The sequence below is a fragment of the Streptomyces sp. NPDC041124 genome, from assembly GCF_055592385.1.
Map to the genome: position 1 here is coordinate 1 of NZ_JBVIYR010000020.1, position 24036 is coordinate 24036.

Below are 24036 nucleotides of genomic sequence, written 5' to 3' on the forward strand. Positions count from 1 at the left end.
ACCCTCCCGCGCAAGATCCGCAACGAGACGAAGCGGGCCGTCGAGGAGGCCGGCGGCACCTGGACCGCCCACCCCGCCGAGGCGGTCATCGACCGCATGGTCGACGAGTTCGAGCGTCCCGGGCGCAGCGGCGGCGCCGGCTTCTACGCGTACGGCGAGGACGGCAGGCGCGGCTCCCTGTGGCCGGGACTGCGCGAGCACTTCACGAAGGCCGGCCATGAAATCCCGTTCCGCGACATGCAGGAACGCATGCTGTTCTCCGAGGCGCTGGACACCGTCCGGCTGCTGGAGGAGGGCGTGCTGACGTCCGTCGCCGACGCCAACATCGGCTCGATCCTCGGCATCGGCTTCCCCGGCTGGACCGGCGGTGTCCTGCAGTACATCAACGGCTACGAGGGCGGCCTGCCCGGATTCGTCGCCCGCGCGCGCGAACTCGCCGAACGCTACGGCGAGCGCTTCACCCCGCCGGCCCTGCTGGTGGAGAAGGCGGAGAAGGGAGAGGTGTTCAAGGACGCCCGCTGATCCGGCTCACAGGCAAGGGGGGTCACCCCTCCTCGTCGAGCCACTCCCGCAGCTCCTCCTTCAGCGACCGCTGGAAGGTGGTGAGCAGCGCCTGCACCACGAGCGGATGCATCCGGGCGGACAGGGACCGCACATCCCGCGCGTCCTTGTCCGCCACCGCGTCGCGCAGCAGCCGCGACAACTCGCGGGCGGCCGCGCGGGAGTGCTCGGCGAGCGCCGTACGGGCGGCGAGGATCGTCTCGTGCGACAGCGGCACGTCCAGCAGTTCGACACCGAGCCGCAGCAGCCCGGCGTCGACCCGGAAGGCCTCGCCGTCCGGCGTCCCGCCGGTCCGCTCGACGACGTCCATCGCCACCAGGCGTTGCAGGTCGTCCTCGCCCAGCGCACGCCCCGCGCGGCGCTCCAGTTCCGCGCGCGGCACCGTCTCCACCGCGTTCGGAGCCCAGGACGCCACCACGGCCCGCTGGAGCGCCAGGTCCCGCACGCTCAGATCCGGCGGCAGCTCACCCAGGTACCGTTCGATCGCCGCCAGCGTCATGCCCCGGCTCTGCAGCTCCTCGATCAGCTCCAGCCGGGCCAGGTGCTCCCTCCCGTACCGGCCGATCCGCCGGGGACCGATCACCGGCGGCGGCAGCAGCCCCCTGGTGCCGTAGAAGCGGATCGTGCGCACGGTGACCCCGGCCCGGGCCGCCAGTTCGTCGATCGTCAGGGCCTCGGTCTCGGTCGTCATATGCAGCAGTATCGCTGTACCACCAGTGCTGTGACACTCCCGCTGTCAGTGCCGGCACCTAAGCTGCCCGCATGTCGGGGATCACGTACGTCCGGGGTGACGCCACCGTTCCGTCGGTGAAGGGCGTCAAGATCATCAGCCATGTCTGCAACGACATGGGGGGCTGGGGGAAGGGCTTCGTGCTGGCGGTGTCGCGCCGCTGGCCCGAGCCGGAGGCCGCCTACCGGGCCTGGCACCGGGGCCGAGCGGGCAACGACTTCGGGCTGGGCGCGGTGCAGCTCGTCCAGGTCGAGCGGTACGTGTGGGTGGCCAACATGATCGGCCAGCGCGGCACCCGGACAGGAAGCAAGGGCGCCCCCGTCCGCTACGAGGCGATCGACACCGCCCTCGCCCGCCTCGCCGGCCACGCCCGGGACCTCGGCGCCTCGGTCCACATGCCCCGCATCGGCTGCGGCCTCGCCGGCGGCACCTGGACCCGCGTCGAGCCGCTGATCACCGGACGGCTCACCGGACAGGGGATACCCGTGACGGTGTACGACCACGGGGACTGAGCGGCACGCCCGACCCTCCACCGGGAGGAGCACCGGACCCGGGCACCATTCCGGCCCACGCGCACCCCACGGCCCGTCAGACGCGCCCTTCTGCACACGTGTTCACCGATGTACCGTCCGCGCATGCCGAAACGCACGCGCCCCACGACCTGGAGAACGCTCGCGACGGCGGCCACCGCCGCCCTGACGGCCACACTGCTCGCCCCGGTCACGGCACACGCCGCGCCGCGCGAGAGCCGGCCCGTCCACTCCTACGACGACGCCGTCCGCGAGGCCGTCTGGGTGGACACCGGACTCGACGAGGACCGGGACGGCAGGACCGACCGGGTCGCCGTCGACATCGTCCGGCCCCGCGAACCCGACCGACGGGGCCGCAAGATACCCGTCATCATGGACGCCAGCCCGTACTACTCCTGCTGCGGGCGCGGCAACGAGAGCCAGAAGAAGACCTACGACGCCGACGGCGACATCGCGGGGATGCCGCTGTTCTACGACAACTACTTCGTGCCGCGCGGCTACGCCGTCGTCGGCGTCGACCTGGCCGGCACCAACCGCTCCGACGGCTGCGTCGACGTCGGGGGACGCTCCGACATCCAGTCGGCCAAGGCCGTGGTCGACTGGCTCAACGGCCGCGGCAAGGCCTACACCAGCCGCACCGGCACCGAACGGGCGAGGGCCGACTGGACCAACGGCCGCACCGGCATGATCGGCAAGAGCTGGGACGGCACCATCGCCAACGGAGTCGCCGCCACCGGCGTCGAGGGCCTGGAGACCATCGTCCCCATCGCCGCCATCTCCTCCTGGTACGACTACTACTTCGACCAGGGCGCCCCGCTCTACGACTCCGGCCCCGACTGGCTGTCCCGGTACGTCCAGACACCCGAGGCCCGCGCCGCCTGCGGCGCCGTCCAGCGCGAACTCGTCGAAGGAGCCCCGCGCACCGGCGACCTGACCCCGCTGTGGACCGAACGCGACTACGTGCGCGCCGCGGAGAAGGTCGAAGCCAGCGTCTTCCTCGTGCACGGCATGCAGGACCTCAACGTGCGGATGCAGCACGTCGGTCCCTGGTGGGACGCCCTCGCGAAGAGCGGGGTGACCCGCAAGATCTGGCTCTCCCAGACCGGGCACGTCGACCCCTTCGACTTCCGCCGCGCCGAGTGGGTCCGCACCCTGCACCGCTGGTTCGACCACGAACTCCTCGGCTACGACAACGGAATCGACCGCGAACCCATGGCCGACATCGAACGCGCTCCCGACCGTTGGGTCACCTCGGCGGTCTGGCCGCCCCGCGGCACGCACGCCACCACCCTGCGCCCGGCCGAGGGCGACGAGCCGGGCGTCGGCACCCTGGGCCTGCGCCGGGGCAAGGGCACCGAGTCCTTCACCGACGACCCCGGTCTGAGCGAGACCGACTGGGCCGCACGCGTCGACACCCCCACCCCCGACAAGGCGGGATTCGTCACCGCCCCGCTCACCCGTGACCTGCGCCTGGCGGGCGCCTCCGAGGTCACCGTCACCGCCACCCCCAGCACCCCGACGGCCCACCTCTCCGCCGTGCTCGTGGACCTCGGCCCGGCCACCATCCGCGACTACGCCGACAGCGGGGAAGGCATCACCACCCTGCCCGAGCGCACCTGCTGGGGCCCGAGCACCGACGGCGACAGTTCCTGCTTCAAGGAGACCCGCGCCACCACCGCCGACGTCGGCCACACCGTCGTCAGCCGTGGTTGGGCCGACCTCGGCAACCACGCCGACGACGGCAGGGGCGGGCCGCTCACTCCCGGCAAGCGGTACACGCTCACCCTCGACCTGGCCGCCACCGACCACGTCGTCCCCGCGGGCCACCGCCTCGCACTGATCGTCGCCGGCACCGACCGCGGCCTGATCGACCCACCCGCCGACACCCCGACCCTCACCCTCGACCTCTCCCGCACCTCCGCCCGCATCCCGTTCACCGGTGGAGCGTCCGCCTTCACCCGCGCCACGGCCGGAGCGCACGCCACCGTCCCGCACGCCGTCCCGGACGGGGTCGGCCGGCCCGGCGTCACCGCCCACCGCGTCCCCGGGGAGGCCCGGTGAGACGCGCCCCCGTCATGCTGCTCCTGGACGGACGGGCCGCCTGCCACCTGGTGGAAGGAGAGGCCGTCACGTCCCGCTGAGGAGGTGAGTTTTGCGCCAAAGGTGGTAAGGGCCTATCGGGAGGAGCGCTCTCCGCCCAACGGCTCTGAGGAAAGGTGCCGCCTGTGACGCGGGAACAGCACAGCGACAAGGACGACACGGCGGGCCCGCTGCCAGGCTCGGAAGCGGGCCTGCCGGGCCGGACGCGCCCTCGGACCGACCGGGTGGTGTTCGGGATCACCGCCGTGCTCACCCTCGCGTTCGTGCTTTGGGGGGCCATCTGGACGGACTCGCTCCAGGACGCCTCCAGCAGCATGCTCGGCGGACTGATCCACAACGGCGGCTGGGGGTTCATCCTGGCCGCCTCCGGATTCGTGGTCTTCGCCCTCTGGCTCGCGGCCAGCCGCTACGGCCGGATCCACCTCGGTGCCGAGGGCGAACAGCCGGAGTTCCGCACGGTGTCCTGGATCGCCATGATGTTCAGCGCCGGCATGGGCATCGGCCTGATGTTCTGGGGCGTGAGCGAACCCCTGGCGCACTACACGACGCCCCCGCCCGGCACCAGCCCGGCCGACTCCGGCGACCGCATGGAAACGGCCATGGCCACCACCCTGTTCCACTGGACGCTCCACCCGTGGGCGATCTACGCGGTGGTCGGCCTCGCCATCGCCTACAGCACCTTCCGCCGGCGCCGGCGCCAGACCATCAGCGCCGTCTTCACCCCGCTCATCGGCGAGCGGAACGCGGGCGGCGTCGGCGGCCGCATCATCGACATGCTCGCCATCATCGCCACCGTCTTCGGCTCCGCGGCCTCGCTCGGTCTCGGAGCCCTGCAGATCGGCTCCGGCGTGGAGAAGCTCGACTGGATGGACAAGGTCAGCACCGGGCTGCTGGTCGGCATCATCGCGGTACTGACCGTGGCGTTCGTCGCCTCCGCGGTCTCCGGTGTGGAGAAGGGCATCCAGTGGCTGTCCAACACCAACATGGTGCTGGCCCTGATCCTCGCCGTGTTCGTGTTCGTCGCCGGTCCGACCATCCTCATCCTCGACCTGCTGCCGACCTCGGTCTTCGCCTACCTCGGCGACCTGCCCGAGCTGGCCGGCCGCACGGAGATCAGCGGCGGCGAGGGCGTCGCCGGCTGGCTGAGCAGCTGGACCGTCTTCTACTGGGCGTGGTGGATCTCCTGGACGCCCTTCGTCGGCATGTTCATCGCCCGCATCAGCCGGGGCCGGACCATCCGCCAGTTCATCGGCGGCGTCATCCTGGTCCCCAGCACGGTCAGCCTGGTCTGGTTCGCGATCTTCGGCGGCTCGGCGATGAAACTCCAGGAGCAGGACCGGCTCGGAGACGAGACGACCCCCGAGGGCCGGCTCTTCGCCGTGCTGCAGGAGTACCCGATCGCCACCGCCACCAGCCTGCTCGTGATGCTCCTCGTCGGCATCTTCTTCGTGTCGGGCGCCGACGCCGCCTCCGTGGTGATGGGCACCCTCTCGCAGCGGGGGGCGCTCGAACCCAGCCGCTGGGTCGTGGTGTTCTGGGGTGTCGTCACCGGCGCCGTGGCGGCGATCATGCTGATGGTCGGCAGCGGCCAGGGCGAAGCGCTGACCGGACTGCAGAACCTCACGATCCTCGCGGCGGCCCCGTTCGTCATCGTGATGATCTTCATGTGCGTGGCGCTCATGCGCGACCTGCGCCGCGACCCGCTCATCGTGCGGGACGAGATGGGCACCGAGGCCGTGCAGCTCGCGGTCATCGAGGGCCACAAGAAGTACGACGGCGAATTCGAACTCCGTGTCGGCCCGGGCCGCGGCCCCGACGTGGAGGGCGACCCCATCGGCAAACACTGACGGCGGCGGGCCGGCCCGTGGTGCGAGACGCGTCCGCGGTCCGGCCCGGGTCGGCGCCGCCGGGTGGCCGTTCAGCCGGTGGCCAGCGCCGCCGCCTCCTCCGCGCAGCCCCAGGCCACGGTGACGCCCGCGCCGCCGTGGCCGTAGTTGTGGACCAGGAGCCGGCCGCCGGGGAGCGCGACGCGTTCCAGACGGACCGCGTCGCGGGCGGGGCGCAGACCCACCCGGTGTTCCAGGACACGCGCCCCGGCGATCTCCGGGCGCAGTGCCGCACACCGCCGCACGATCGCCTCGGCCACCGCCGGGTCCGGCTCCGCGGACCAGGCGTCCTCCTCCGCCGTACCGCCCAGCACCAGCCGCCCCGGCTGCGGGAAGACGTACGCCATCGCACCGTCCGCTCCCGTGGAGACCGTCCATGTACGGACACCCGGGTTCTCCACGACGACCAGCTGCCCCCGCACCGGCCGCACCGACGGATCCGGCACCAGTTCCCGCGCCCCCAGCCCCGTGCAGTTCACCACGACCGGTGCGTCCGCCTCCGCCAGGTCCGCCACCGCACGCGCCTCGACCACGCCCCCCGCCGCCGCCAACCGCTCCCGCAGCCACGGCAGATGGACCGCCATGTCGATGAGCGGCAACCGCGCCCACACGCCCGGGCCGGCCGGATACTCCCGCGCCGTCGCGAGCCGCAGGCCCGGCAGCCGAGCCGCGGCCCACCCCTCGACCTCGTCCAGGGCCGTTTCGCCCAGTACCCCATCGACCATCCGTACGCCCGTGACGTCCGGCCGCGCCGCCAGCTCCTCGTACACCTCCAGCGAGCGCAGCGCCCACGCCCGCGCCGACGCCACCGGCTCGATCCGGTACGGCCACCACAGCGCCCCGGCCACCGCCGAGGTGGTCCGCTCGACCGGGTCCCGCGCCCACAGCCGCACCCGGGCGCCGCGCCCGGCGAGCACCACGGCCGTGGTCAGCCCGATGACACCGCCACCGATCACCAGGACGTCGCCGTCCAGTTCGCTCTCCACCGGCCGGACGTTAGCGGAATATGTCATGCCGCGCTCGGGCGCCTGGAACCCGGCCGCCACCGCGTCCCGCTGGACGCCAGGGCGGTCAGGGGAGAGGCGTACGCCGTGGCGCACACCGGCGGCACCGTGCCGGTGACGGAGGCGGGCCGGTGAGATCCCGCTCGTGGGCGGACGCGCACGGCCATTAGGATCGGCGGTCTGATGACTGCCACCCTCGTCGCCAAGAACCTCGCCGCCGGGCACGGAGACCGCTCCCTGTTCACCGGTCTCGACCTCGTCGTCGCCCCCGGCGACGTGATCGGACTGGTCGGCGCCAACGGCGCGGGCAAGTCCACGCTGCTGCGCCTGCTCGCCGGACTCGCCGTACCGGAACAGGGCGAGCTGCGCCTGTCCCCGCCCACCGCGACGGTCGGGCACCTCCCGCAGGAGCCGGAGCGCCGTCCCGGCGAGGCGGTGCGGGAGTTCCTGGCCCGCCGCACCGGCGTCGCGGAGGCCCAGCGGGCGATGGACGAGGCGACCGGGGCCCTGGTCGACGGAGCGCCGGGCGCGGACGACGCGTACGCCACCAGCCTGGAACGCTGGCTGTCCCTCGGCGGTGCCGACCTCGACGAGCGCGCCGAGGACGTCGCCGGCTCGCTCGGCCTGGCCGTCGGCCTGGACCAGCCGATGACCTCGCTCTCCGGCGGACAGGCGGCCCGCGCCGGCCTCGCCTCGCTCCTCCTCTCCCGCTACGACGTCTTCCTCCTCGACGAGCCGACCAACGACCTCGACCTCGACGGCCTGGAGCGTCTCGAACGTTTCGTGGGCGGACTGCGGGCCGGCACGGTCGTCGTCAGCCACGACCGCGAGTTCCTCACCCGCACCGTCACCAAGGTCCTCGAACTCGACCTCGCCCAGCGGCAGATCAACCTCTACGGCGGCGGCTACGCGGCCTACCTGGAGGAGCGGCAGGTGGCCCGGCGGCACGCCCGCGACGAGTACGAGGAGTACGCCGACAAGCGGGCCGCGCTCCAGGACCGGGCCCAGACGCAGCGGGCCTGGATGGACAAGGGCGTCAAGAACGCCCGCCGCAAGGCAGGCAGCGACAACGACAAGATCGGCCGCAAGTTCCGCAGCGAGGCCAGCGAGAAGCAGGCCGCCAAGGCGCGTCAGACGCAGCGCATGATCGAGCGCCTGGACGTGGTCGAGGAGCCGCGCAAGGAGTGGGAGCTGCGCATGGAGATCGCGGCGGCGCCCCGCTCGGGTGCGGTCGTCGCCACCCTCCGGGACGCCGAGGTGCGCCGCGGCGGCTTCACCCTCGGCCCGGTCTCCCTGCAGATCGACTGGGCCGACCGGGTGGCCGTCACCGGCGCGAACGGCGCCGGGAAGTCCACCCTGCTCGGCGCCCTCCTGGGCCGGGTACCGCTGGACGCCGGGCACGCCGCACTCGGCTCGGGCGTCCTGCTCGGGGAGGTCGACCAGGCCCGCGCGCTCTTCCACGGTGCCGAGACCCTGCTCGACGCGTTCCGCCCGGCGGTGCCGGACCTGGAACCGGCCGACATCCGCACGCTGCTGGCCAAGTTCGGCCTCAAGGCGGACCACGTCACCCGCCCGGCGGGTGACCTCTCCCCGGGTGAACGCACCCGGGCGGCCCTGGCCCTCCTGCAGGGAAGGGGCGTCAACCTCCTGGTCCTCGACGAGCCGACCAACCACCTGGACCTGCCGGCCATCGAACAGCTGGAGTCCGCCCTCGACGCCTACGAGGGCACCCTCCTGCTGGTCACCCACGACCGCCGGATGCTCGACGCGGTCCGCGTGAACCGCCGTCTGGAGGTCGCCGACGGCAAGGTGACCGAACGCTGAGGCACCGTCAGCGTGCCGCAGTCGTACCCGCCGCTCGCGGTGACCTCCCAGGTGACGGTCCGTGAGGCCCGCACGCCACCACCCTACGAGCCGGGCCCGTCCTCCCGTCGCACGGCGGGAGGACGGGCCCGGGACGGCTCAGCGTCGGCCGCTCTTCGGGTCGGCCAGACCCGCGCGGCGCAGGGCGTCGGCCATCGCGCTGTTCGACGGCGCGGGCGCCTGACGCGCACCCCCACCACCGCCGCCGCGGCCCTGGCGCTGCTGCGGCGGACGTCCGCCACGCTGCCGGCGCTCACCGCCGGACGCCTGCTCCTTCGGCGCGGCCTCGTCGTCCAGCCGCAGCGTCAGCGAGATCCGCTTGCGCGGGATGTCCACGTCGAGGACCTTCACCTTGACGATGTCACCCGGCTTCACCACGTCCCGGGGATCCTTGACGAACGTCTTCGACATCGCGGAGACGTGCACCAGCCCGTCCTGGTGGACACCGACGTCGACGAACGCGCCGAACGCGGCGACGTTCGTGACGACACCCTCCAGCACCATCCCGGAGGACAGGTCGGAGATCTTCTCCACGCCCTCCTTGAAGACCGCCGTCTTGAACGCGGGCCGCGGGTCGCGGCCCGGCTTCTCCAGCTCCTTCAGGATGTCGCTCACCGTCGGCAGACCGAACTTCTCGTCCACGAACTCCTGCGGCCGCAGCGACCGCAGCACCGCCGTGTTGCCGATCAGCGACGCGACCTCGGCGCCGGACGTCTTCACCATGCGCCGCACCACCGGATAGGCCTCCGGGTGCACGCTGGAGGCGTCCAGCGGGTCGTCGCCGCCGCGGATCCGCAGGAAGCCCGCGCACTGCTCGTACGCCTTCGGGCCGAGCCGTGCCACCTTCTTCAGCTCGCCGCGTGAGCGGAACGGCCCGTTGGAGTCCCGGTGCGCCACGATGTTCTCCGCGAGCCCGGACGTGATTCCGGAGACCCGGGCCAGCAGCGGCGCCGACGCGGTGTTGACGTCCACGCCCACGCCGTTCACACAGTCCTCCACCACCGCGTCCAGCGAACGCGACAGCTTCACCTCGGACAGGTCGTGCTGGTACTGACCGACACCGATCGACTTCGGGTCGATCTTCACCAGCTCGGCCAGCGGGTCCTGGAGCCGGCGCGCGATCGACACCGCGCCGCGCAGCGACACGTCCATGTCGGGCAGCTCCTGCGAGGCGAACGCGGAGGCCGAGTACACGGAGGCGCCCGCCTCGGACACCATCACCTTGGTCAGCTTCAGCTCGGGGTGCCGGGTGATGAGGTCACCGGCGAGCTTGTCGGTCTCGCGGGACGCGGTGCCGTTGCCGATCGCGATCAGCTCGACCGCGTGCTCCTGAGCCAGCCGCGCGAGCTTGGCGATCGCCTCGTCCCACCGGTTCGCCGGGACGTGCGGGTGGATCACGTCGGTGGCGACGACCTTGCCGGTCGCGTCGACCACGGCGACCTTCACACCCGTACGGAAACCTGGGTCGAGCCCCAGCGTCGCCCGCGTGCCGGCCGGGGCGGCCAGCAGCAGGTCGCGCAGGTTCGCCGCGAAGACCCGCACCGCCTCGTCCTCGGCGGCCGTCCGCAGCCGCAGCCGCAGGTCGATGCCGAGGTGGACCAGGATGCGGGTGCGCCAGGCCCAGCGGACCGTGTCGCCCAGCCACTTGTCGCCCGGGCGCCCCCGGTCGGCGATCCCGAACCGGTGCGCGACGATCCCCTCGTACGACGACGGCCCGTCGACCTGCTCCTCCGGCTCCAGGACGAGGTCGAGGACCTCCTCCTTCTCACCGCGCAGCATCGCCAGCACCCGGTGCGAGGGCAGTTCCGTGAACGGCTCGGCGAAGTCGAAGTAGTCGGCGAACTTCGCGCCCGCCTCCTCCTTGCCCTCCCTGACCTTCGCGACCAGCCGCCCGCGCACCCACATCCGCTCGCGCAGCTCACCGATCAGGTCGGCGTCCTCGGAGAACCGCTCGGTGAGGATCGCCCGCGCGCCGTCCAGCGCGGCCTGCGGATCGGCGACACCCTTGTCCGCGTCCACGAACGCGGCGGCCGCGGCGAGGGGCGCCACACCCGGGTCGGCGAGCAGCCCCTCCGCCAGCGGCTCCAGGCCCGCCTCGCGCGCGATCTGCGCCTTGGTGCGCCGCTTGGGCTTGAACGGCAGGTAGATGTCCTCCAGGCGCGCCTTGGTCTCCGCGCCCTGGATCCGGGCCTCGAGGTCGTCGGTCAGCTTGCCCTGCTCGCGCACCGACTCCAGGATCGCCGCACGCCGCTCCTCCAGCTCCCGCAGGTAGCGCAGCCGCTCCTCGAGCGTGCGCAGCTGCGCGTCGTCGAGCATCTCGGTCGCTTCCTTGCGGTAGCGGGCGATGAAGGGCACGGTCGAGCCGCCGTCGAGGAGTTCGACGGCGGCTCTGACCTGCCGCTCCCGTACGCCGAGCTCTTCGGCGATCCTGCCTTCGATGGACCCTGCGAGGGGTGTCGTCACGTTCCCGTACCGCCTTCTCCACTGAGGTTGCGCGGCAATTGTGGCAGGTGACGCCGACAATCGGGGATCAGGGCGGCGACTCGCCCGGACATCGCACGGGCGGGCTCAGGCGCGACGGCCGCGGGCGGTCGAGGAGGCCCCGCCGAAGAGCCGGGCGAGTGCCCGGAACGGCAGCGTCACGACGGTGGCGATGGCGCCGCCGATCTGGCGCAGGACATCAGCGATGGCACGGAACACGTGTCTCCCCTTTCATCTCCCGGCCGCTCCGGCCGGTGTACCTCGGGTACCTCGTCGACGCTTCGACATGCATGGCCGGAAAGGTGGGGTGCGCGTCGTTGCGGCCGTCACGGGCTGGGCCAAGAATCGACGCATGGCGCAGCGAACCGTTCTCGTCGTCCTCTTCGACGAGGTGCAGAGCCTCGATGTCACCGGTCCCCTGGAGGTCTTCGCGGGAGCCGAGAAGCACACCCCGGGCACCTACCGGCTGTGCACCGCCTCCCTCGACGGCGCTCCCGTCCGCACCACCAGCGGGCTCACCGTCGTACCGGACGGGGCGCTGTCCGGGGCACCGCAGCCGCACACCCTGCTGGTGCCAGGCGGGCAGGGCACCCGCCGGCCCGACCCGCGGCTGACCGCCTGGCTGCGCCGGCACGGACCGCGCGCCGACCGGCTGGTCTCCGTCTGCACGGGGGCCGCCCTGCTCGCCGGAGCGGGCCTGCTGGACGGCCGCCGGGCCACCACCCACTGGGCCTACAGCGACCGGCTCGCCCGCGAGCACCCGGCCGTCGAGGTCGACCCGGACCCCATCTACATCCGTGACGGCCACGTCGCCACGTCGGCCGGCGTCACCTCGGGCATCGACCTCGCGCTCGCGCTGGTCGAGGAGGACCTCGGCCGGGACGTCGCCCTCACCGTCGCCCGGCACCTGGTGGTGTTCCTGCGCAGACCGGGGAACCAGGCCCAGTTCAGTGCCCAGCTCGCCGCCCAGACCGCGCGGCGGGAGCCGCTGCGCGACGTGCAGCACTGGATCACCGAGCACCCGGACGCCGACCTGTGCGTCGAGGCGCTCGCGGCCCGCGCGGCCCTCTCGCCGCGCCACTTCGCCCGCGCCTTCCACACCGAGACCGGCATGACGCCGGGCCGCTACGTCGACCGGGTACGGCTCGAACACGCCCGCCGGCTGCTGGAGGACACCGGTGACGGTGTCGAGGAGATCTCCCGCGCCAGCGGCTACGGCACGCCCGAGGCGATGCGGCGCGCCTTCGTCCGGACCCTCGGGACGTCACCGGCGGAGTACCGCCGCCGCTTCCGGCCCGCACCCGCACCCACACCCACACCCGTCTGAAAGGAAGCCGATGCAGATCGCCATCGTCCTCTTCGACCGTTTCACCGCCCTGGACGCGGTGGGCCCCTACGAGATGCTCGGCCGTCTCCCCGACGCGGAGACGGTCTTCGTCGCCGAGCACGCCGGGCCCGTGCGCAACGACACCGGGTCGCTGGCGCTCACCGCCGACCGGGCCCTGGCCGACGTGACGGGCCCGGACATCGTGGTCGTCCCCGGCGGCCCCGGACAGACGCCCCAGATGGAGAACACCGTCCTGCTGGACTGGCTGCGCGCGGCGGACGCCGCCAGCACCTGGACGACGTCCGTGTGCACCGGTTCCCTGCTGCTGGCCGCGGCCGGTCTCCTGGAGGGCCGCCGGGCCACCTCCCACTGGCTGGCCCTCGACCACCTGAAGCGCTACGGCGCCGAACCGACCGGGGAGCGGGTGGTGACCGACGGCAAGTACGTCACCGCGGCCGGGGTGTCCTCCGGCATCGACATGGGGCTCACCCTGCTCGGCCGTGTCGCCGGCGACGAGCACGCCCAGGCCGTCCAGTTGCTCACCGAGTACGACCCGCAGCCGCCCTACGACGCCGGATCACCCCGCAAGGCGCCCGCGCACCTCGTGGAGGAGTTCAGGTCGCGCAGCCGTTTCGTCCTGCGGTAGGCACGCTCCAGGTGAAGTCCGGTGCCCGGCGCCCCAGGAACGCGGCGACGCCCTCCGCGGTGTCGCCGCTCTCCCGTGCCCGCTCGGCCCAGTACGGGTCCCGGTCGGTGCGGCCGTCGGCGAACTCCTTCGCCGCGGCCTGCGTCAGCTGCGAGCGGGACGCCAGGACCCGGGTGAACTCCGCCACCCGCTCGTCCAACTCGCCCTCGGGCAGCACCTCGTCCACCAGACCCGTGCGCAGGGCCCGCCCGGTGTCGATCAACTCGCCCGAGAACAGCAGGTACTTGGCGGTCGCGGGCCCCACCAGCGACACCAGCCGCCGGGTGGCGGAGGCCGGGTAGACGATGCCGAGCTTCGCCGGGGTCACCCCGAACCACGCCCCCTCCTCGGCGAACCGCAGGTCACAGGCGGCCGCCAACTGAGCCCCGCCGCCCACGCAGTGACCGCGGATCGCGGCCAGCGTCGGCTTGGCGAAGGCGGCGAGGGCCTCCTCCGCCTCCACGGCCAGCCGCTGCGCCTCCTGCGGGGACTCCCGGAGCGTGGAGATGTCCGCACCGGCGCAGAACGTCCCGCCCGCACCGGTGAGCACCAGCGCCCGTACCTCCGGGTCGGCCGCCAGCGTTTCCAGCAGGGGCGGCAGGGAACCCCACATCGCGGCCGTCATGGCGTTGCGCTTCGCCGGATGACGGATGACGACCGTGGCGACCGAGTCGGTGACGCTGTGCAGCAGCTGAGGCTCCATGCGGCGGATGCTATCCGCCCGGTCAGGAGCACCGGTCGGCAGGACCCGGCCGCCCGGCGGGCGACGGCAGGACGGCGGAGACTGGGAGAGCTGGGAATGGGAGACGGGAGCGAGGAGGCACTCATGGCCAGGACCGCCGGGAACGCCGGATCCGCGGGGCCCCGCGACGAGGCCGCGAAGCTGAGGCGGGGCTTCGGCTGGCTCGCCGTACTCGGGGTGATCCTGGTCCTCGCCGGGCTGGTCGGCCTCGTGTACACGGGCGTCGCCACCCTGACCTCGATGCTGCTGTTCGGCTGGCTGCTGCTGATCGGCGGTGTGATCGGGCTGCTGCACGCCGTCCAGGCGCGGCACACCAACTTCTTCTGGCTCGGCGTGGTCGTCGCGGCCCTGAACATCGCGGCCGGTGCGGTGATCCTGAGGACACCGGAGGCGGCGGCCGAGGCGCTGACCATGTTCGCCGCGCTGCTCTTCCTCACCGGCGGGGTGTTCCGGCTGGTCGGCAGCCTGGTGGTGCGCGGGCCGCAGTTCGGCTGGACGCTGGTCCAGGGAGCCTTCGGCCTCCTGCTCGGCATCCTCGTGCTGGCCACCTGGCCGAGCAGCAGCCAGTACGTCATCGGTACGTTCTTCTCCCTCTCCCTGCTCTTCGACGGGCTCGGCCTGATCGCCACCGGCTACGGGGGCCGCCGGATCGTCGGCATGGTCTCCGACCGGCTGGCCGGTGAGGAGACGGCAGGGACGGGGCGGACGGAGGATGACGGGGCCACCGTCAAACCCGTACAACCCGAATAGTCCGCCGAGACGGCCTGAGGCCGTACGGGAACGGTCGCGCAATCGACCGTGTCACACCCGGACGGTCGGAACCGGTCGATATGCGCTGACTTCCGTTCAGTGTCGGAGTGGGGAGCCGATCGGTCCCAACACTCGACGTGTGGTCACAGTCGAGCGTGAGGGTGGCGATCCGCTGCCGTACGAAGGTGTCTGGCGGTTCACCGCCCCGGCCGTGGACGCCTCGGTCCCGCAGGCCCGTCACGCCGTGCGCGACCTGCTGCTGCGCCAGGGAGTACCGGTCGCGGACGAGGTGGTGCAGGGACTGCTGCTGATCGTCTCGGAGCTGGTCACCAACGCCGTACGGCACGCGGCGCTGCTGTCACCGGTGCTCGGCGTCGAGGTCGCCGTCGGCGCCGAGTGGATCCGGGTGTCCGTGGAGGACAACCACCCCTACCGCCCCACCGCCCTGGAGACCGATCACGCCCGCACCGGTGGCCGCGGACTGCTCCTGGTGCGCGAGATCACCCGGGAGGCGGGCGGGGCGTGCGAGGTCGAGCACACCGTGACCGGCGGCAAGGTGATCTGGGCCACCCTGCCGCTCAAGCCGGCGTCGATGTCCTGACGGTCACCAGCCCGCCGACGGGCCCGTCAGTTCCCGCACCGCCGGGCGGGCGGCGTCCAGGACGGTCATGAACCAGGCCGAATACGGGTCCTTCGCATGCCGCTCCGCCAGCTCGTCGGGGGTCACGAACGCGGTGGACGCCACTTCCTCCGGGTCCGGCCGCAGCGGGGACTGCACCATGCCGACGAAGAGGTGGTTGTACTCCTGCTCCACCAGGCCCGAGGCCGGGTCCGGGTGGTTGTAGCGCACCGTCCCGGCCTCCGCGAGCAGCGAGGGCGACACCCCCAGCTCCTCGAAGGTCCGCCGGGCCGCCGCCGCGAACGGCGCCTCACCGGGGTAGGGGTGACCGCAGCAGGTGTTGGACCACACACCGGGGGAGTGGTATTTGCCCAGCGCGCGCTGCTGGAGCAGCAGCCGCCCGCGCTCGTCGAACAGGAACACCGAGAACGCCCGGTGCAGCCGCCCCGGCGGCTGATGGGCGGCGAGCTTCTCCGCGGTGCCGATCGTCACGCCGTCCTCGTCGACCAGTTCCAGCAGAATCGGCTCGGCGGTGCCGCTCGACGGGCCGTTCGTCGCGGTGGCAGGTGTGATCGGCATACCCATCCTTCACTCGGTCTTCGCGCCCCAGTCTGCCGCACGAATCCGGCACTCCCGGCACTCCGGTCCTCACCCGCATGTCCCGCTCCCGGCGCGGACGGCGCTCGCGCCGGCCGGAGGACGGGGCCGGTCGGCTGCGTACCCGGGCGTGCGGGTGCGGCCGGGTGCCTCGCACCGTTTCCGTCGCGGGGACGCTTCCCGGTGGCGGACACGCGCCTCAGTGACCGGGGCACGTTTCAGCGACAGAGGCGTGCCTCAGCGACAGAGGCGCGCCTCGTGCTCGGCGTGCCCGACGGGTTCGAGCTGGAAGGTGCAGTGCTCCACGTCGAAGTGATCGCCCAGGCAGCTCTGCAGCTCGTGCAGCATCTTCTCGTGCCCGATGGCGTTCAGGGTGTCGGTGCTGACGACCACGTGCGCGGAGAGCACGGGCATCCCCGAGGTGATCGTCCAGGCGTGCAGGTCGTGCACGTCCTCCACTCCCGGAGTGTCCAGGATGTGCGCCCGTACCTGGGCCATGTCGACGCCCTTGGGCGCCGCCTCCAGCAGGACGTCCAGGGTCTCGCGCAGCAGTTTCACGCTGCGCGGCACGATCATCAGCGCGATCACCAGGGAGGCGATCGGGTCGGCGGCCGTCCAGCCGGTGGTGACGATCACCAGGGCGGCCACGATCACCGCCACCGAGCCGAGTGCGTCCGCCGCCACCTCGAGGAAGGCCCCGCGCACGTTCAGGCTCTCCTTCTGCCCCCGCATCAGCAGGGTCAGCGACACCAGGTTGGCGACCAGTCCGACGGCGCCGAACACCATCGCCAGACCGCCCTCGGTGTCGGCTGGGGTGACGAACCGCTGGACCGCCTCGTACACGACGTAGCCGCCGACCCCGAGCAGCAGCAGACAGTTGGCCAGCGCGGCGAGTATCTCCGCCCGCGCGAGCCCGAAGGTGCGGCGCTCGCTCGGCGGGCGGCTCGCGAAGTGGATCGCGAGCAGCGCCATGCCCAGCCCCAGGGCGTCCGTCGCCATGTGGGCCGCGTCCGCGACCAGGGCCAGCGAGTCGGCCAGCGCGCCGCCGACGATCTGGACCACCACGACACCGAGCGTGATCGCCAGCGCGGCCCGCAGCCTGCCGCGGTACGCCGCCCCTGCGGTACCGCCGGCCGGCGCTCCGTGCGCGTGTCCGTGGTCGTGCCCAGCCCCCATGCGTGTCGCCGCCCTTCCGTGACCGTCTGCCGCACCACAGTGAACTACGGGCGGGGGGTAGGGGGCAACGCGGCACTGAACACCGTTGTCATGTGCCCTGACCTGCGGAAACGGTCCGCAGGTCAGCGCCGGTTCACTGGCCCGTCGCGGTGGCGTGGTGGAGTTGCCAGCCCTGCCAGGCCGAGTCGACCATCTCGTGCACCGAGCGGTGGGCGGACCAGCCGAGCACGTCGCGGGCGCGGGCGGAGGAGGCCACCGCCCTGGGGGCGTCGCCCGGGCGGCGGGGCTCGACGACCGGGGGCCGGGTGTCGCCGGTGACCTTGCCGATGGCCGTGATCAGCTCGCGCACGGAGACGCCCGTGCCGCGACCGATGTTCAGCGTCAGGTCTCCGCCGGTGCCCCCCTCCGACAGCAGGCGGGCCGCCGCCAGGTGCGCCTCGGCCAGGTCGGCCACGTGGATGTAGTCACGGACGCACGTACCGTCCGGTGTCGGGTAGTCGTCGCCGAAGATGCGCGGGGCCTCGTCGCGCGTGAGCCGGTCGAAGACCATCGGCACGATGTTGAAGACCCCGGTGTCGGCCAGTTCCGGAGCGGCCGCCCCCGCGACGTTGAAGTAGCGCAGGCAGGCCGTGGAGATGCCGTGCGCACGGCCGGCCGCCCGCACCAGCCACTCCCCGGCGAGCTTGGTCTCGCCGTAGGGGTTCACCGGGGCGCAGGGTGTGTCCTCCGTGATGAGGTCCACCCGGGGGTCGCCGTACACGGCCGCGGACGAGGAGAAGACGAGACGGCGGACGCCTGCCTCCGCCACGGCCTCCAGGAGCGTCACGAGGCCGCCCACGTTCTCCCGGTAGTAGCGGGTCGGCTGTGCCACGGACTCGGCGACCTGCTTGCGCGCGGCGAAGTGCAGCACGCCCGTCACCCGGTGCTCCGCGAGCACGCGCTTCAGCAGCTCGCCGTCCAGCGACGATCCCCTGACCAGCGGCACGTCGGCGGGAAGCCGCCCCGGTACGCCGGCCGAGAGGTCGTCCAGGGCGACGACCTCCTCCCCGGCCTCCGCCATGGCACGCACCACATGTGCCCCGATGTAACCGGCTCCGCCGGTGATCAGCCACGTCATGGTCGTCCACCCTATGCCGAGCCGTGCCGGCGCGGGCCCGTCCCGACGGATGTGCGGCTATTTCCTGAATTGGGGCCCCTGCGGTCGGCGGCCGGCCGCCTTCCCGGCAGCGCGGTTTGTGGGCGCGGCCCCGGATCCCCGATGATGATCGCGGCAGGGACGCCGGCGAATCACGTCGATCCAACCGCCGAACGGGTGGTGAACGCGGGCTTCCGGAGATCCGATAGCCTCTGCCGACATGCTGCCCGGAGGGCCACCACAGGCGCCTCACCATGTACATGACCGGCGTGGACGCGTCGGCACCCAGGGAGTGAGCTTCGGTTGTCGACCGCCATCCTCACCGGCCAGCCGGTCCCCGGTTCGTCACTCGAGGGGGATCTGCGCTCCCTCGGCTTCGACGTACGGATCGCGCCCGGCACCGCCGAGGCCGAGACCCTGCTCGCGGCGGTGCCCGCGGGGCAGCGGGTCGCCGTGGTCGACGCCCGCTTCGTGGGGCATGTGCACGCGCTGCGCCTGGGCCTCACCGACCCCCGCTTCCCGATCTCCGCGATCCCCGGCGCCGTCACCGCTCAGCAGGACGGCCGGGCGGCCCTGACCCGTGCCCTGGCCCGCGAGAACGCGGCCGGCGAGACGCCGGCGGGCGGCACCACCCTGGCCGAGAGCCTCGCCGACCGTGTCGTCACCGCGCTCGACGGTGACGGCGCCCCCGTGCACCGCCCCGAGCTCGGCAGCCTCGTCGCCACCGTCCCGCACGACCCCCAGGCCCGCAACGAGGCCCGGCAGGCCGTGGCCTTGGTCGACGACGAGGCCGTACGCCTGAAGTCGGCGGTGAAGGCCCGCGACGGGTTCTTCACCACCCACTTCATCAGCCCCTACTCCCGCTACCTCGCGCGCTGGTGCGCCCGCCGCGGGCTGACCCCCAACCAGGTCACCACCGCGTCCCTGCTGACCGCGCTGATAGCCGCGGCCTGCGCCGCCACCGGCACCCGCCCCGGCTTCGTGGCCGCCGGCGTCCTGCTCATCGCCTCGTTCGTACTGGACTGCGCCGACGGCCAGCTCGCCCGCTACTCCCTCCAGTACTCCACCCTCGGCGCCTGGCTCGACGCCACCTTCGACCGGGCCAAGGAATACGCGTACTACGCCGGCCTCGCCCTCGGAGCGGCCCGGGGCGGCGACGACGTATGGGCCCTCGCCCTCGGCGCGATGGTCCTCCAGACCTGCCGGCACGTGGTCGACTTCTCCTTCAACGAGGCCAACCACGACGCCACCGCCAACACGAGTCCGACGGCGGCCCTCTCCGACAGGCTCGACAGCGTCGGCTGGACGGTCTGGGTGCGCCGCATGATCGTCCTGCCGATCGGTGAGCGCTGGGCGATGATCGCCGTCCTCACGGCCCTCACCACCCCCCGGATCACCTTCTACGCGCTCCTCGTCGGCTGCGCCTTCGCCGCCACGTACACCACGGCGGGCCGCGTCCTGCGCTCGCTGACCAGGAAGGCGAAGAGGACCGACCGGGCCGCGCGGGCGCTCGCCGACCTCACCGACTCCGGCCCGCTCACCGAAGCCCTGGGCGGCCCGCTGACGAAGCCCGCGCGCCGGCTCCCCGGCTTCGCCGCCCCCGCCGTCGCCCTGCTCGGCGGCCTCGCCGTCGTCACCACCGCCGCGCTGACCGGCTTCGGCGGCCCCTGGACGGTGCTCGCCGCCTGCGCTTACGTGCTGACCTCCGCCCTCGCCGTGGCCCGCCCCCTCAAGGGCGCCCTCGACTGGCTGGTCCCGCCGTTCTTCCGCGCCGCCGAATACGGCACCGTGCTCGCCCTCGCGGCCGCGGCGGACGTGAACGGGGCCTTGCCCGCGGCCTACGGGCTGGTGGCCGCGGTCGCCTACCATCACTACGACACGGTCTACCGCATCCGCGGCGACGCGGGCGCGTCCCCGCGCTGGCTGGTGCGGGCGATCGGGGGGCACGAGGGCCGCGTCCTCGCGGTCGCCGTCCTGGCGGCCCTGCTCACCGCCTCGCAGTTCACCGTCGCGCTCACGGTCCTCGCCGTGGCCGCGGCCCTGCTGGTGCTCGTCGAGAGCATCCGCTTCTGGGCGTCCGCAGGGGCGCCCGCCGTACACGATGAAGGAGAACCCGCATGATCGGCCTCGTGCTGGCGGCCGGCGCCGGACGGCGTCTGCGCCCCTACACCGACAGCCTTCCCAAGGCGCTGGTGCCGGTGGGGCCCGCGGGCATAGAGGGCGAACCGACGGTCCTCGACCTGACCCTCGCGAACTTCGCCGAGGTCGGCCTCACCGAGGCCGCGGTCATCGTCGGCTACCGCAAGGAAGCCGTCTACGAGCGCAGGGCGGACCTGGAGCGGAAGTACGGCCTCAAGATCACCCTCATCGACAACGACAAGGCCGAGGAGTGGAACAACGCCTACTCCCTGTGGTGCGGCCGTGACGCCCTCAAGGACGGCGTGATCCTCGCCAACGGCGACACCGTGCACCCGGTCTCCGTGGAGCGCACCCTGCTCGCCGCCCGCGGCGAGGGGAAGAAGATCATCCTCGCCCTCGACGACGTGAAGTCGCTGGCGGACGAGGAGATGAAGGTCGTCGCCGACCCCGCCAAGGGCATGACCAAGATCACCAAGCTGATGGACCCGGCCGAGGCGACCGGCGAGTACATCGGCGTCACCCTGATCGAGGGCGACGCCGCCCCCGAACTCGCCGACGCCCTGAAGACCGTCTGGGAGACCGACCCCCAGCAGTTCTACGAGCACGGCTACCAGGAACTGGTGAACCGCGGGTTCCGCATCGATGTGGCGCCCATCGGCGACGTCAAGTGGGTGGAGATCGACAACCACGACGATCTCGCCCGCGGACGGGAGATCGCGTGCCAGTACTGACCCGTCTCATCCCCTCCCCGCTCGTCGTCGACATCCGTGCCGGAGCCCTCGACGACCTGGGCTGCGTCCTCGCCGACGAGCGCATCTCCCAGTCCGGCCGGCTCGCCGTCGCCGTCAGCGGCGGCTCCGGAGCGCGGCTGCGCGAGCGCGTCGCCCCGTCCCTGCCCGGCGCGAGCTGGTACGAGGTCGGCGGCGGCACCCTCGACGACGCGGTCCGGCTGGCCGGCGCCATAAAGGCCGGCCACTACGACGCCGTGGTCGGACTCGGCGGCGGCAAGATCATCGACTGCGCCAAGTTCGCGGCGGCCCGCGTGGGCCTGCCCCTCGTCGCCGTACCGACGAACCTCGCGCACGACGGCCTGTGCTCGCCGGTCGCCACCCTCGACAACGACGCGGGCCGCGGCTCCTACGGCGTGCCCAACCCGATCGCCGTCGTCATCGACCTCGACGTCATCCGCGAGGCCCCGGTGCGCTACGTGCGCGCCGGGATCGGGGACGCCGTGTCCAACGTCTCCGCCATCGCGGACTGGGAACTGGCGTGCCGGGTCAAGGGCGAGCGGATCGACGGACTCGCCGCGGCCATGGCCCGGCAGGCCGGCGAGTCCGTGCTGCGCCACCCGGGCGGCATCGGGGACAACGACTTCCTCCAGGTGCTCGCCGAGGCCCTGGTCCTCAGCGGCATCGCCATGTCGGTCTCGGGCGACTCGCGGCCGTCCTCCGGGGCCTGCCACGAGATCAACCACGCCTTCGACCTGCTCTACCCCAAGCGGGCCGCCGCCCACGGAGAGCAGTGCGGACTGGGCGCCGCCTTCGCGATGTACCTGCGGGGAGCGCACGAGGAGTCGGCGCACATGGCCGGCGTGCTGCGCCGCCACGGGCTGCCGGTGCTGCCGGAGGAGATCGGCTTCACGGCGGACGAGTTCGTCCGGGCCGTCGAGTTCGCCCCGGAGACCCGTCCCGGACGCTTCACCATCCTCGAGCACCTCGACCTCAAGACCGAACAGATCAAGGACGTCTACGCCGACTATGTCAAGGCCATCGGTAGCTGAACTCCGTCCGGTCGTGCACCCCCCGGGTGTCAAGGACCGGCGCAGCGGTGAGCACTGGATGGGACGCCTCTACATGCGCGAGGTGTCCCTGCGGGTGGACCGCTACCTGGTGAACACCAGGGTCACGCCCAACCAGCTCACCTACCTGATGACCGTCTTCGGCGTCCTCGCGGCCCCGGCCCTGCTGGTGCCGGGGATCGCGGGGGCCGTCCTCGGCGTCGTCATGGTCCAGCTGTACCTGCTGCTGGACTGCGTGGACGGCGAGGTCGCCCGCTGGAAGAAGCAGTACTCGCTCGGCGGGGTCTACCTGGACCGGGTCGGCGCCTACCTGTGCGACGCCGCCGTGCTGGTCGGCCTCGGACTGCGCGCCGCCGACCTGTGGGGCACCGGGCGCATCGACTGGCTGTGGGCCTTCCTCGGTACCCTCGCCGCGCTCGGCGCGATCCTGGTCAAGGCCGAGACCGACCTGGTCGCCGTCGCCCGCCACCAGGGCGGACTGCCCCCGGTGCGGGAGGCCGCGTCCGAGCCCCGCTCCTCCGGCATGGCCCTGGCCCGCCGGGCCGCCGCCGCGCTCAAGTTCCACCGGCTCATCCTCGGCATCGAGGCGTCCCTGCTGATCCTGCTCCTCGCGATCCTGGACGCCACCAGGGGCGACCTGTTCTTCACCCGGCTCGGCACCGCCGTACTGGCCGGCATCGCCCTGCTGCAGACCGTGCTGCACCTGGTCTCCGTGCTCGCCTCCAGCAGGCTGAAGTGAGCTCCGGCATGAAGGTCGGCGCGGTGATCATCACCATGGGCAACCGCCCCGACGAGCTGCGAGCGCTGCTGGACTCGGTCGCGCAGCAGGACGGCGACCCGGTCCGGGCCGTGGTCGTCGGCAACGGCTCGCCCGTCCCCGAGGTCCCCGAGGGGGTGCGCACCGTCGAGCTGCCGGAGAACCTCGGCATCCCCGGAGGCCGCAACGCCGGCATCGAGGCCTTCGGCCCCGGCGGCCGGGACGTCGACATCCTGCTGTTCCTCGACGACGACGGCCTGCTCGCCCGCCACGACACCGCCGAGCTGTGCCGCGAGGCCTTCGCGGCCGACCCGGCGCTCGGCATCATCAGCTTCCGCATCGCCGACCCGGAGACCGGTGTCACCCAGCGCCGTCACGTGCCCCGGCTGCGCGCCTCCGACCCGATGCGCTCCTCCCGCGTCACCACCTTCCTCGGCGGCGCCAACGCCGTACGCACCCAGGTCTTCGCCGAGGTCGGCGGACTGCCGGACGCGTTCTTCTACGCCCACGAGGAGACCGACCTGGCCTGGCGGGCCCTCGACGCAGGCTGGATGATCGACTACCGGTCCGACATGGTGCTGCACCACCCGACGACCGCCCCCTCGCGGCACGCCGTCTACCACCGCATGGTCGCCCGCAACCGGGTCTGGCTCGCCCGCCGCAATCTGCCCGCCCTCCTCGTCCCCACCTACCTGGGGGTCTGGATCCTGCTGACCCTGCTGCGCCGGCCCTCCCGCCCCGCGCTGAAAGCCTGGTTCGGCGGATTCCGCGAAGGTCTGACCACCCCCTGCGGTGCCCGCAGGCCCATGAAGTGGCGTACGGTGTGGCGGCTGACCAGACTGGGCCGGCCCCCGGTGATCTGACAAGCTCGTTTCCGGGACATCGGGGCCGCACCCAGGCTCCCCGGCTCATGCCAGGCCCGCTCGGGCCGCGCATCTCGAGGACGAAAGTTTTACCCAGTGAGTGAGACAACGCACGACGGCACGGTCGCGGTCAGCGCACCCGTGTCGCCCGACGAGGGCCTCTCGGCGGCCGAGCTGGCCGCCAGGTACGGGCTGTCCGTCAGCGGCGCCCGGCCGTCCCTCGTCGAGTACGTCCGTCAGCTCTGGGGCCGGCGGCACTTCATCCTCGCCTTCTCCCAGGCCAAGCTCACCGC

General features: G+C 72.6%; 21 protein-coding genes and 2 pseudogenes. 15 read left to right on the forward strand and 8 right to left on the reverse strand.

Annotated elements, in window-relative coordinates:
• Positions 1-522: pseudogene (locus ACZ6A9_RS32355) on the forward strand (3-hydroxyacyl-CoA dehydrogenase); the annotation flags it as partial.
• A gap of 22 nt (positions 523-544) precedes the next feature.
• Here the strand turns inward: ACZ6A9_RS32355 and ACZ6A9_RS32360 are convergent.
• Complete coding sequence (locus tag ACZ6A9_RS32360; RefSeq protein WP_468993241.1) at positions 545-1252, reverse strand: MerR family transcriptional regulator; 708 nt, start codon at positions 1250-1252, stop codon at positions 545-547.
• A 71-nt stretch (positions 1253-1323) separates the two neighbouring features.
• Here ACZ6A9_RS32360 and ACZ6A9_RS32365 point away from each other — a divergent pair, with 71 nt between their 5' ends.
• The 3 genes from ACZ6A9_RS32365 to ACZ6A9_RS32375 all read left to right on the forward strand — a co-directional run bounded on the left by ACZ6A9_RS32365 (position 1324) and on the right by ACZ6A9_RS32375 (position 5768).
• Entirely contained in the window at positions 1324-1803 is a 480-nt protein-coding gene (locus ACZ6A9_RS32365; protein WP_468993244.1) for a macro domain-containing protein, read from the forward strand.
• Between the two features lie 123 nt (positions 1804-1926).
• A complete protein-coding gene (locus tag ACZ6A9_RS32370; protein WP_468993247.1) occupies positions 1927-3882 on the forward strand; it encodes a Xaa-Pro dipeptidyl-peptidase in 1956 nt (651 codons plus the stop codon).
• 155 nt (positions 3883-4037) lie between these two features.
• Complete coding sequence (locus tag ACZ6A9_RS32375; protein ID WP_468993249.1) at positions 4038-5768, forward strand: BCCT family transporter; 1731 nt, start codon at positions 4038-4040, stop codon at positions 5766-5768.
• Positions 5769-5839: 71 nt separating this feature from the next.
• On the opposite strand, the gene ACZ6A9_RS32380 is transcribed toward ACZ6A9_RS32375, so the two are convergent.
• Entirely contained in the window at positions 5840-6820 is a 981-nt protein-coding gene (locus ACZ6A9_RS32380) for an FAD-dependent oxidoreductase (protein WP_468993251.1), read from the reverse strand.
• Between the two features lie 174 nt (positions 6821-6994).
• On the opposite strand from ACZ6A9_RS32380, the gene ACZ6A9_RS32385 reads away from it, so the two are divergent.
• Positions 6995-8635 (forward strand): ABC-F family ATP-binding cassette domain-containing protein, encoded by a 1641-nt coding sequence (locus ACZ6A9_RS32385; RefSeq protein WP_468993253.1) that lies wholly within the window; start codon positions 6995-6997, stop codon positions 8633-8635.
• 138 nt (positions 8636-8773) lie between these two features.
• On the opposite strand, the gene ACZ6A9_RS32390 is transcribed toward ACZ6A9_RS32385, so the two are convergent.
• Both ACZ6A9_RS32390 and ACZ6A9_RS32395 read right to left on the reverse strand, forming a co-directional pair.
• Positions 8774-11137 carry a Tex family protein gene (locus ACZ6A9_RS32390; protein ID WP_468993256.1) on the reverse strand — a complete coding sequence of 788 codons (2364 nt, stop codon included), beginning with the start codon at positions 11135-11137 and terminating at the stop codon, positions 8774-8776.
• Between the two features lie 105 nt (positions 11138-11242).
• Complete coding sequence (locus ACZ6A9_RS32395) at positions 11243-11374, reverse strand: LPFR motif small protein (RefSeq protein WP_268253499.1); 132 nt, start codon at positions 11372-11374, stop codon at positions 11243-11245.
• A gap of 133 nt (positions 11375-11507) precedes the next feature.
• Between ACZ6A9_RS32395 and ACZ6A9_RS32400 the strand changes: the two genes are divergently transcribed.
• A complete protein-coding gene (locus tag ACZ6A9_RS32400; RefSeq protein WP_468993260.1) occupies positions 11508-12482 on the forward strand; it encodes a GlxA family transcriptional regulator in 975 nt (324 codons plus the stop codon).
• Positions 12483-12492: 10 nt separating this feature from the next.
• A complete protein-coding gene (locus ACZ6A9_RS32405; RefSeq protein WP_468993262.1) occupies positions 12493-13128 on the forward strand; it encodes a DJ-1/PfpI family protein in 636 nt (211 codons plus the stop codon).
• Here the strand turns inward: ACZ6A9_RS32405 and ACZ6A9_RS32410 are convergent.
• Positions 13097-13870, reverse strand: coding sequence for an enoyl-CoA hydratase/isomerase family protein (locus ACZ6A9_RS32410; protein ID WP_468993264.1), 774 nt, complete (start codon positions 13868-13870; stop codon positions 13097-13099). The two genes, ACZ6A9_RS32405 and ACZ6A9_RS32410, sit on opposite strands and share 32 nt — an antisense overlap.
• 123 nt (positions 13871-13993) lie before the next feature.
• On the opposite strand from ACZ6A9_RS32410, the gene ACZ6A9_RS32415 reads away from it, so the two are divergent.
• Both ACZ6A9_RS32415 and ACZ6A9_RS32420 read left to right on the forward strand, forming a co-directional pair.
• Positions 13994-14659 (forward strand): HdeD family acid-resistance protein, encoded by a 666-nt coding sequence (locus tag ACZ6A9_RS32415; RefSeq protein WP_468993269.1) that lies wholly within the window; start codon positions 13994-13996, stop codon positions 14657-14659.
• A gap of 139 nt (positions 14660-14798) precedes the next feature.
• A complete protein-coding gene (locus ACZ6A9_RS32420) occupies positions 14799-15260 on the forward strand; it encodes an ATP-binding protein (RefSeq protein WP_468993272.1) in 462 nt (153 codons plus the stop codon).
• A 3-nt stretch (positions 15261-15263) separates the two neighbouring features.
• Here the strand turns inward: ACZ6A9_RS32420 and idi are convergent, their stop codons facing one another.
• From idi to galE, 3 genes are all read right to left on the reverse strand, one after another.
• Positions 15264-15857 (reverse strand): isopentenyl-diphosphate Delta-isomerase, encoded by a 594-nt coding sequence (gene idi / locus ACZ6A9_RS32425; RefSeq protein WP_468993274.1) that lies wholly within the window; start codon positions 15855-15857, stop codon positions 15264-15266.
• Positions 15858-16112: 255 nt separating this feature from the next.
• Positions 16113-17051, reverse strand: a complete 939-nt coding sequence (locus ACZ6A9_RS32430; RefSeq protein ID WP_468993276.1) for a cation diffusion facilitator family transporter — start codon at positions 17049-17051, stop codon at positions 16113-16115.
• A gap of 133 nt (positions 17052-17184) precedes the next feature.
• Positions 17185-18168: a UDP-glucose 4-epimerase GalE gene (galE, locus tag ACZ6A9_RS32435; protein WP_468993279.1), complete on the reverse strand. Its 984-nt coding sequence runs from the start codon at positions 18166-18168 to the stop codon at positions 17185-17187.
• Between the two features lie 321 nt (positions 18169-18489).
• Here galE and ACZ6A9_RS32440 point away from each other — a divergent pair, with 321 nt between their 5' ends.
• The 6 genes and pseudogenes from ACZ6A9_RS32440 to ACZ6A9_RS32465 form a co-directional block, all read left to right on the forward strand.
• Entirely contained in the window at positions 18490-20307 is a 1818-nt protein-coding gene (locus ACZ6A9_RS32440; RefSeq protein WP_468993281.1) for a DUF5941 domain-containing protein, read from the forward strand.
• The gene (locus tag ACZ6A9_RS32445) at positions 20304-21056 is read left to right on the forward strand and encodes a phosphocholine cytidylyltransferase family protein (protein WP_468993283.1); all 753 of its coding nucleotides are present in this window, start codon (positions 20304-20306) and stop codon (positions 21054-21056) included. Before ACZ6A9_RS32440 ends, ACZ6A9_RS32445 begins: the two co-directional genes overlap by 4 nt.
• Entirely contained in the window at positions 21044-22105 is a 1062-nt protein-coding gene (locus ACZ6A9_RS32450) for an iron-containing alcohol dehydrogenase family protein (protein ID WP_468993286.1), read from the forward strand. Before ACZ6A9_RS32445 ends, ACZ6A9_RS32450 begins: the two co-directional genes overlap by 13 nt.
• Positions 22083-22862 (forward strand): CDP-alcohol phosphatidyltransferase family protein, encoded by a 780-nt coding sequence (locus ACZ6A9_RS32455; protein WP_468993288.1) that lies wholly within the window; start codon positions 22083-22085, stop codon positions 22860-22862. The genes ACZ6A9_RS32450 and ACZ6A9_RS32455 overlap by 23 nt, the downstream gene beginning before the upstream one ends.
• 8 nt (positions 22863-22870) lie before the next feature.
• The gene (locus tag ACZ6A9_RS32460) at positions 22871-23743 is read left to right on the forward strand and encodes a glycosyltransferase family 2 protein (protein ID WP_468993291.1); all 873 of its coding nucleotides are present in this window, start codon (positions 22871-22873) and stop codon (positions 23741-23743) included.
• Between the two features lie 96 nt (positions 23744-23839).
• Positions 23840-24036 (forward strand): annotated as a pseudogene (locus tag ACZ6A9_RS32465) (ABC transporter permease); the annotation flags it as partial.

Bases quoted from the DNA above. Each gene is read 5' to 3' on its own strand.
- ACZ6A9_RS32360 (WP_468993241.1), bottom strand. From the start codon at position 1,252: ATGACGACCGAGACCGAGGCCCTGACGATCGACGAACTGGCGGCCCGG.
- ACZ6A9_RS32365 (WP_468993244.1), top strand. From the start codon at position 1,324: ATGTCGGGGATCACGTACGTCCGGGGTGACGCCACCGTTCCGTCGGTG.
- ACZ6A9_RS32370 (WP_468993247.1), top strand. From the start codon at position 1,927: ATGCCGAAACGCACGCGCCCCACGACCTGGAGAACGCTCGCGACGGCG.
- ACZ6A9_RS32380 (WP_468993251.1), bottom strand. From the start codon at position 6,820: ATGACATATTCCGCTAACGTCCGGCCGGTGGAGAGCGAACTGGACGGC.
- ACZ6A9_RS32385 (WP_468993253.1), top strand. From the start codon at position 6,995: ATGACTGCCACCCTCGTCGCCAAGAACCTCGCCGCCGGGCACGGAGAC.
- ACZ6A9_RS32400 (WP_468993260.1), top strand. From the start codon at position 11,508: ATGGCGCAGCGAACCGTTCTCGTCGTCCTCTTCGACGAGGTGCAGAGC.
- ACZ6A9_RS32405 (WP_468993262.1), top strand. From the start codon at position 12,493: ATGCAGATCGCCATCGTCCTCTTCGACCGTTTCACCGCCCTGGACGCG.
- ACZ6A9_RS32410 (WP_468993264.1), bottom strand. From the start codon at position 13,870: ATGGAGCCTCAGCTGCTGCACAGCGTCACCGACTCGGTCGCCACGGTC.
- ACZ6A9_RS32415 (WP_468993269.1), top strand. From the start codon at position 13,994: ATGGCCAGGACCGCCGGGAACGCCGGATCCGCGGGGCCCCGCGACGAG.
- idi (WP_468993274.1), bottom strand. From the start codon at position 15,857: ATGCCGATCACACCTGCCACCGCGACGAACGGCCCGTCGAGCGGCACC.
- ACZ6A9_RS32430 (WP_468993276.1), bottom strand. From the start codon at position 17,051: ATGGGGGCTGGGCACGACCACGGACACGCGCACGGAGCGCCGGCCGGC.
- galE (WP_468993279.1), bottom strand. From the start codon at position 18,168: ATGACGTGGCTGATCACCGGCGGAGCCGGTTACATCGGGGCACATGTG.
- ACZ6A9_RS32445 (WP_468993283.1), top strand. From the start codon at position 20,304: ATGATCGGCCTCGTGCTGGCGGCCGGCGCCGGACGGCGTCTGCGCCCC.
- ACZ6A9_RS32455 (WP_468993288.1), top strand. From the start codon at position 22,083: ATGTCAAGGCCATCGGTAGCTGAACTCCGTCCGGTCGTGCACCCCCCG.
- ACZ6A9_RS32460 (WP_468993291.1), top strand. From the start codon at position 22,871: ATGAAGGTCGGCGCGGTGATCATCACCATGGGCAACCGCCCCGACGAG.